This is a genomic window from Sphaerochaeta sp. (genome assembly GCF_050178175.1).
In the GTDB taxonomy this organism is placed as follows: domain Bacteria; phylum Spirochaetota; class Spirochaetia; order Sphaerochaetales; family Sphaerochaetaceae; genus Sphaerochaeta.
The window spans coordinates 1-6918 of sequence record NZ_JBFXGH010000117.1; the positions used below are offsets into that span (position 1 = coordinate 1).

A 6918-nucleotide genomic window follows, 5' to 3' on the forward strand; every position below is an offset into this window, starting at 1 on the left:
TCTTCAACTCGATCGACCCTGTTGCCTACTTCTTTACGCTGCAGATTGAGAACTTCACCCAGGCACTCTTGCAGAAAGGCCCTCTCATCTCCTCTGGAGAGGAAGGAAGGGAGACCGTCAAGCTGATCGAAGGCATGTACAGGAGCCAGAGAGAAGGGAAACCGGTAAGGTATTAGACAGAAAGCCAAACTGGAGAAATTCCCACCATACCCCCCTTTCAGTCGAGAGGGGGGTATTCTACATTACCTAATCAAATCTGCCAATTGTTCACCCATTGCCACGATGTCTATCATTTTATTGCAATGAAAGGATGCTGGACGTATTTCCCACATCCAATAGTGGAATAATATGTCAAAAGGAATTAGGAACATACTTAACTTTGTTCCTTCTCCGCTTTCAGCAACTGATAGATGGTTGCCACAAACGGCACCCCAAACAGAATGCCAGGAATACCAAACAGGCCTCCCCCAAGAATGACAGCAGTGAACACCCATACCCCTGGAAGTCCTACAGAAGTGCCCACTACCCTTGGGTAGATGATATTTCCTTCCATTTGTTGGAGGATAACCAGGAAGAGTACAAACAAGAGAGCCGTCTGATACCCTTGGTTGAAAAGGAGAACAAATCCGATTACCCCTCCAAGATAGGCGCCAACCAATGGAATGAGGGCAGTCATACCCACTACAGAACCAACAGTCAGGGCATAGGGGAAGCGGAAGAGCAGCATCCCCAGTGTACAAAGAGAGCCCAAGATGATTGCTTCCACGAACTGTCCCGTGAAGAACTTTTCAAATGTTCTGTTGGCAATCACTTTCACATGCACAATTTTCCGGCAGTACTTCTCAGGTATGAACCGTTCCATCAGGTATGCAAGCTGGGACAACAACCTACGCTTTCCAAAAAGCAGGTAAATACTGAAAACCAGTGCAATTGTAGCGTTCACAACACCACTGATCGCTCCCCCTAGGAGTGAAAGTGCATAATCTGCAATCTTGGGAGATGAAGATCGCAGATTTTCAACGAAAGTGGTTACATATTCTTCAATGATGGAAAATCCCTGTATAAGCTCAGGGCGGCTATACATGAACTGTTCCAGTGAGGATACTGCCTCCTGATAGAGAACCGGAAGATTGGTACTGAACTGCCTGACGGCCAGTCCCAACTGGGGTAACAACAGGATCAACACACCAGTGATCAACACCAAGAAGAATATAAGGGCGATGAATACCGCTATAACCCGAGCTGCAAGAGGACTCTTCAGCTTCCCAAAGACTCTTTTTTCCATCCACTTGGCAGGTATGTCAACAAGGTAAGCAAATACAATACCAAGGAGAAGCGGCATGAACAGTCCCCAGAGCTTTTTGAGTCCTGCCTGTACAGTAGAGAAATGCACTACCATCAAGGCAAGGACTGCTGCGAGAATGAGAAGTTGAGCGATACTGCGAAAGGTTTTCTTGTCCATCATGGAAATGAGTATTGCATAAGTAAAGTTGGGTTGCAATGCAAACTACGCAAAGTGTAACCTGTGCTATACTTTACTGCAGAAATCTAGGAGGAAATTCATGGCCCAGGATGTTCGGATCATTACCACAGGTGGAACGTTCGATAAACAGTACGATGCAATCAGCGGTGAATTGACTTTCAGGGAGTCCCAACTACCACGAATACTGAATCAGGCTCGCTGTACGCTGAGCATCCACTTGGAAGGACCATTGGCAATTGACAGCCTCTTCATGACCGACGATCAACGAAAAGAGATTGCCCAAACTTGCGTACATAGCCCTGAAGAGAGAATTGTAGTCATCCATGGCACTGATACCATGTGTAGAACTGCATCCGTTATCGCTGAGGCACTGAAAGAGGATGCAAGCAGAACCGTGGTATTGACAGGTGCCATGATTCCCTACTCCCTGGAAAATTCTGATGCAGTATTCAATCTAGGTTGTGCTCTTACCGCTGTCCAGCTTCTTCCACCCGGGGTATACATCACCATGAGTGGAAGGGTCTTTCCGCATGACAACTGCAGGAAAAACAAGGACAAGGGGGTGTTTGAGGCTATTTCCTAGGAGAAGGCTGTTCACATGTTGATGAGAGCCGGACCTGTTCATGCCCATGGGATGCTTTCAGGATACTCTCCATGACATCAACAACATGCCGAGCCAAATCTCCACTGGCTCGATGTTCTCTGCCACGCTCAATTGCCTCTGCGATATCAGCAATACCAAGACCACGAGAGTTCTCAGGGTAGTCAAAGAGCAGCGGTATATCCGTCCACTCTTTCGCGCCCATCCTGCAGTAAGATATGGGTCCCCCAAAGGTATTGGGATCGGGAACACGAAGAGAGCCCTCAGTGCCGTAGATTTCAATGCTCGGCATACTGTGCTTCCATACATCGAAGCTGGTCACCAAGGTGGCAATACAACCGGATCTGAATTGAAGCAGACCAGCAATATGGGTGTCCACTCCGACATCAATCACCTTTCCCCGCTTTGGTTCGCTGGTTATTATCCGCTCAGGGAAGCTCTTCTGTGCATATCCTGCAACCGATTGGACAGGACCAAGCAGATTGATGAGGGCGGTGATATAGTACGGCCCCATGTCAAAGAGTGGACCACCACCAGTCTGGTAATAGAATTCTGGATCTGGGTGCCAACCCTCATGGCCATGGTTCATCATGAATGCAGAGGCTGCCACCGGCCGGCCGATCCAGCCATCATCGATCAGCTTTCGGCAGGTCTGGATTCCAGAACCCAGGAAAGTATCAGGGGCACCCCCAAGTACCAGGTGTTTTGCCTTGGCAAGCTGTACCAAGGCGGAAGCTTCCTTTGCAGTAAGAGAAAGTGGCTTCTCCACGTACACATGCTTCCCAGCTTCCAGTACTTGCTTACAGAGAGCAAAATGACTTTGGGGCGTGGTTAGATTAAGCACCAGTTCCACAGAGGAATCTCCCAGAAGTTCCTCAACTGATGCATACTGTTTTACCTGGTAGGTCTCAGCAACCTCTTTTGCCCGCTCCTGGATCAGGTCGGTTACACCAACCAACTCCACCTGTTTCTTGAACATTCCACTCAAGTTCTCCAGATAGATCCCGCTGATCTTTCCCAAACCGATTATTGCTACATGTAGTTTTTTCATATCAGAACATCTTCCTATCACTTGTGAACATCTCTATGTCCAGATGCTGCTCCCTGGCAATCCTTTTTCCATCCGCAGCCCAGAGCAGTCCTCGCTTCATCAGCTCCCAAGCCTCGGGAATGTCAAAGATATCGTTGTGGTGCCCGAGTGAGTTGTAATAGACTCTTCCATGCCCCCATTTCTTGGTCCACACCACCGGCATCTGCACAACTCCATTGGTTGAATGATACCAGTCAACAGTGGGAAACTTGGTAGTTGCCAGTACTTCCACTGCCGGATCTACATGGAGGTAATATTGTTCACTGGAGAGTGAAAAGTCCTTGATACCAGCTACCAGCGGGCTGGAGCTTTGCTTGATATTCACTTCATAGGGAACTCCGTCAGAACCGGGATGGGCAACCCAGTTGCCTCCCATGATAAACTGCCAGAGCACGTTGGTCCGAAATGCATCACACATACCACCATGGCACCCTGCGACTCCTACCCCACTGGCAATGGCGTCTGCAAGGATTCCTGTCTGTTTGCTTTCAAAGGTACCCATGGTCCAGACCGGAACGAAGAGGTCCAGAGTGAATAGGTACTCTCTGTCCTGAAGGATTTCTAGATCACGCTCCTTGCGAACCTCAAAGCCCTCTGTTTCCAGATAGGCAGCAAAACGTCCGGCAACCAATTCGGGTTCATGACCATCCCAACCACCAACAAGTAACAATGCTTTTCTGGTATCCGACATATAACCTCCTGAATGTTCTCTTTACCCAGTATGGTTTCTTATCGACCAGAAATAAATGTCATATATTGCTTTTCCCTATATTCTATTGACTTCCATGCTTACATGAAAAACAGCTGCCTTGTGAGCAGCTGATTATCCAATACCGATTGAGAAATCATTATCTACCCAGATACCCCCCATCGACAGGAAGCAGGACGCCACACACATAGTCTGATGCATCACTGGCAAGATACACTGCCGCCCCTGCCATATCTTCCGGCTGTCCCCAGCGTTTGGCTGGGATACGCTGACTCAGCTCGGCAAACCGTGCTTCATCATTCACCAAGGCCGCATTGATTGGGGTTGCCATATATCCTGGGGCAATGCAGTTCACATTAATGCCCAAGGAAGAGAGCTCGTTGGCCATCGTCTTGGTCATCTGCATTACCGCCCCTTTTGCTGAACAGTAGGCAACAGTGTTGATTCCCGCAGCAACCGAGTTCACCGAAGCAATATTGATGATCTTGCCCTTTCCCAATTTTACCATCAGGTTTCCTGCCCACTGGGCCAAGTCAAAGACACTGGTCAGGTTGAGTTCGATTACCTTGTCCCAATCTTCCATGGGGAACTCAAGGGCGGGATGACGAATCTGGATACCTGCATTGTTGACAATGATATCCAGCTTCCCCTCCAGCCTTTTCTCGACTGCTTGCTTCAGCTCAGAACGTTTTGAGCGGTCAAGCAAGTCACACATTATTGCTTCTGCTTGCAGCCCTTGTTCCCTAAGCTCCTCAGCTTTCTCCACTACCTTTGGGTTGATATCCACCAATATGACAAAGGCTCCAGCCTCAGCAAGGCCTTTTGCCATTCCCCATCCCAATCCTTGGGAGGAGCCAGTGACTAGCGCGTTCTTTCCAGTTAGATCAAACGGATTTCTCTTCATGGTTATACCTCATAGGAGAGCAACGGCTTCCATCCGTCGTTGATGAACTGGTCAGTGGTTCGGTTGCAACTTCCGAAGGTGATGAATGCTTCTTCATCCATACCATCCTCCTCATAGGCCTTCCTGAACTCACCAAGGGTCATCAATCGATCAATGACATCCTGCTCTACAGGCTTGTCGATCTGGGTTTCATATGGACCTTCCTCACTAAGCAATTCATCCTGGATTCCTTTGGAGATGGACATGATCATTTTTGCCCCCGAGAGGGCGGTTACATGATATGCGCCACGGCAACCTGCAGGCATAAGAACGGTATCATAACCCCGCTCTGCAAAAAGTTTGTATGCTTTCTTGATACAGGCTGTACCTGCTTGCCTGATATCTGATTCACTGACTATGGAATCTTGATCCTGGGCAACATCACGCAGGTAATCATCCAGACGGCCGACCATTAGGACAGCAATGGTAAGCGGATCCCTGATTCCTGCCCGTCTGGCACGCTCCTTGCCCCGTTTTGCAGCCTCAGCAACCTTGAGCACCTGTGGCACTGTGAAACTCACTGTTGCAGCAACATTGAAACCGAGGGCAACACACTCTTCATAGGCCTTGATACCTGCCTTGGTTGCAGGGAGTTTGATAACCACATTCTTATACCAGGCTGCATACTGCTTCGCTTGGGCAAGCATATAAGAATAATCTCCGGTCTTGAGTGGACTGGTCTGTGCACAGACATATCCATGTCCGAACTTCCCGCTCTCATACATGGAGGCAAACAATTCTGCATAATAGCCTGTAACAGCCTTGATCAAGGCAAGAGCTTTTTCATCTCCACTCTTATTCATGACATGGGATACTACGCGTTCCTTCCACACCTCTGGATACGCCTGTAGTGTCTGGTTTACCAGAAATGGATTGGTGGTCATCCCTACCGCTCCATAAGAAAATGCTCGCTCTTGTTCATCGATATTGGCAGAGTCATGCCACCATATTGACTCTGTCTCACAAGAAAGCCATTCAAGATAATTCATGCAACCCTTCTTAAAATCCCATCAATGAGTATTGATGGGATGCTTCAAACGAAAAATGGGTCAGAGTCCTTATCAAAAAACGCTGACCCATTACCACTGTTACTTACGAACCTCAATGCCCGCTTCCTTTTCGTACCACTGGACAAGCCCGCCGTGATCGTCAGAGCCCTTGCCTTCGGAAGAGAGGGACCTCATCATCTCGATGATCAAGCCAGTGAGGGGGGTCGGGGTCTTTACTGTTGCTGCCGTATCAAGGGCGTTCTGCAGGTCCTTGATGTGCAGGTCGATGCGGAACCCGGGCTTGAAGTTCCCCTCCAGCACCAGGGGCGCCTTTGCATCGAGCACCGTACTACCGGCCAAGCCCCCACGGATTGCCTTGAACACCTTCTCGGGATCCACATTGGCCTTGGTGGCAAGCACCAGTGCCTCGCTCATCCCCGCGATGTTCGCAGCCACCATGATCTGGTTCGCTAGCTTGGTCGTGTTCCCACTGCCGATCTCGCCGACCAGGGTCACACTCCCGCCCATCACCTGCAGGATTGGCTCAACCTTCTTGAATGTCTCCTCCGGTCCGCCCACCATGATTGCAAGCGTCCCGTCGATCGCCTTGGGCTCCCCGCCGGAGACAGGGGCGTCCAGCATGACCACTCCCTTTTTCGCCAGCTCAGCTGCCACCTCCCGGCTCACGATCGGGCTGATGGAACTCATGTCCACCACCACCAGGCCTTCCCTGGCCCCCTCGATCACTCCGCCCTCGCCAAGCATGACGGTCTGCACATGGGGGGAGTTGGGCAGCATCGTGATCACCACATCGCTCTGCTGTGCCACTTCCTTTGCGCTCGCTGCCTCTTCGGCCCCGGCTGAGACCAGCTCAGCGACCGCTTCCTTGTTGATATCGTTGACGACCAGGCTGTAGCCGGCCTTGATCAAGTTCTTCGCCATGGGCTTGCCCATGATCCCGAGTCCGATAAATCCAATCTTCATCTCTTTGCTCCTTACTTATCAGCCAGGACGCTCCTGACCTTCTTCGCGACATCCTCCGCCAACAAGCCGTAGTGCCTGAGCAGGATCTCGTAGTTCTCCGCACTGGTGCCGTAGCGGTC

At 50.1% G+C, this 6918-nt stretch carries 8 protein-coding genes; 2 read left to right on the forward strand and 6 right to left on the reverse strand.

The window, feature by feature from the left end; genetic code table 11:
- Positions 1–11: 11 nt before the first annotated feature.
- The gene (locus AB7S66_RS10550; RefSeq protein WP_428519815.1) at positions 12–176 is read left to right on the forward strand and encodes a Gfo/Idh/MocA family oxidoreductase; all 165 of its coding nucleotides are present in this window, start codon (positions 12–14) and stop codon (positions 174–176) included.
- A 197-nt stretch (positions 177–373) separates the two neighbouring features.
- Here AB7S66_RS10550 and AB7S66_RS10555 read toward each other — a convergent pair whose 3' ends face one another.
- Entirely contained in the window at positions 374–1465 is a 1092-nt protein-coding gene (locus tag AB7S66_RS10555) for an AI-2E family transporter (protein ID WP_428519801.1), read from the reverse strand.
- 97 nt (positions 1466–1562) lie between these two features.
- On the opposite strand from AB7S66_RS10555, the gene AB7S66_RS10560 reads away from it, so the two are divergent.
- Positions 1563–2066, forward strand: coding sequence for an asparaginase domain-containing protein (locus tag AB7S66_RS10560; protein ID WP_428519803.1), 504 nt, complete (start codon positions 1563–1565; stop codon positions 2064–2066).
- On the opposite strand, the gene AB7S66_RS10565 is transcribed toward AB7S66_RS10560, so the two are convergent.
- From AB7S66_RS10565 to garR, 5 genes are all read right to left on the reverse strand, one after another.
- Positions 2056–3135: a Gfo/Idh/MocA family protein gene (locus tag AB7S66_RS10565; protein WP_428519805.1), complete on the reverse strand. Its 1080-nt coding sequence runs from the start codon at positions 3133–3135 to the stop codon at positions 2056–2058. The genes AB7S66_RS10560 and AB7S66_RS10565 overlap by 11 nt on opposite strands.
- A gap of 1 nt (position 3136) precedes the next feature.
- Entirely contained in the window at positions 3137–3865 is a 729-nt protein-coding gene (locus tag AB7S66_RS10570; protein WP_428519807.1) for a ThuA domain-containing protein, read from the reverse strand.
- A 157-nt stretch (positions 3866–4022) separates the two neighbouring features.
- Positions 4023–4787 carry a glucose 1-dehydrogenase gene (locus tag AB7S66_RS10575; protein WP_428519809.1) on the reverse strand — a complete coding sequence of 255 codons (765 nt, stop codon included), beginning with the start codon at positions 4785–4787 and terminating at the stop codon, positions 4023–4025.
- 2 nt (positions 4788–4789) lie between these two features.
- A complete protein-coding gene (locus tag AB7S66_RS10580) occupies positions 4790–5815 on the reverse strand; it encodes a transaldolase family protein (protein ID WP_428519811.1) in 1026 nt (341 codons plus the stop codon).
- 99 nt (positions 5816–5914) lie between these two features.
- On the reverse strand, positions 5915–6799 hold the full coding sequence (gene garR / locus AB7S66_RS10585) for a 2-hydroxy-3-oxopropionate reductase (protein WP_428519813.1): 885 nt from the start codon (positions 6797–6799) through the stop codon (positions 5915–5917).
- Positions 6800–6918: the final 119 nt, after the last annotated feature.

What these genes read in the sequence shown, in the direction of transcription:
- AB7S66_RS10555 (WP_428519801.1), bottom strand. Translation starts at nt 1,465, where the DNA reads ATGATGGACAAGAAAACCTTTCGCAGTATCGCTCAACTTCTCATTCTC.
- AB7S66_RS10560 (WP_428519803.1), top strand. Translation starts at nt 1,563, where the DNA reads ATGGCCCAGGATGTTCGGATCATTACCACAGGTGGAACGTTCGATAAA.
- AB7S66_RS10565 (WP_428519805.1), bottom strand. Translation starts at nt 3,135, where the DNA reads ATGAAAAAACTACATGTAGCAATAATCGGTTTGGGAAAGATCAGCGGG.
- AB7S66_RS10570 (WP_428519807.1), bottom strand. Translation starts at nt 3,865, where the DNA reads ATGTCGGATACCAGAAAAGCATTGTTACTTGTTGGTGGTTGGGATGGT.
- AB7S66_RS10575 (WP_428519809.1), bottom strand. Translation starts at nt 4,787, where the DNA reads ATGAAGAGAAATCCGTTTGATCTAACTGGAAAGAACGCGCTAGTCACT.
- AB7S66_RS10580 (WP_428519811.1), bottom strand. Translation starts at nt 5,815, where the DNA reads ATGAATTATCTTGAATGGCTTTCTTGTGAGACAGAGTCAATATGGTGG.
- garR (WP_428519813.1), bottom strand. Translation starts at nt 6,799, where the DNA reads ATGAAGATTGGATTTATCGGACTCGGGATCATGGGCAAGCCCATGGCG.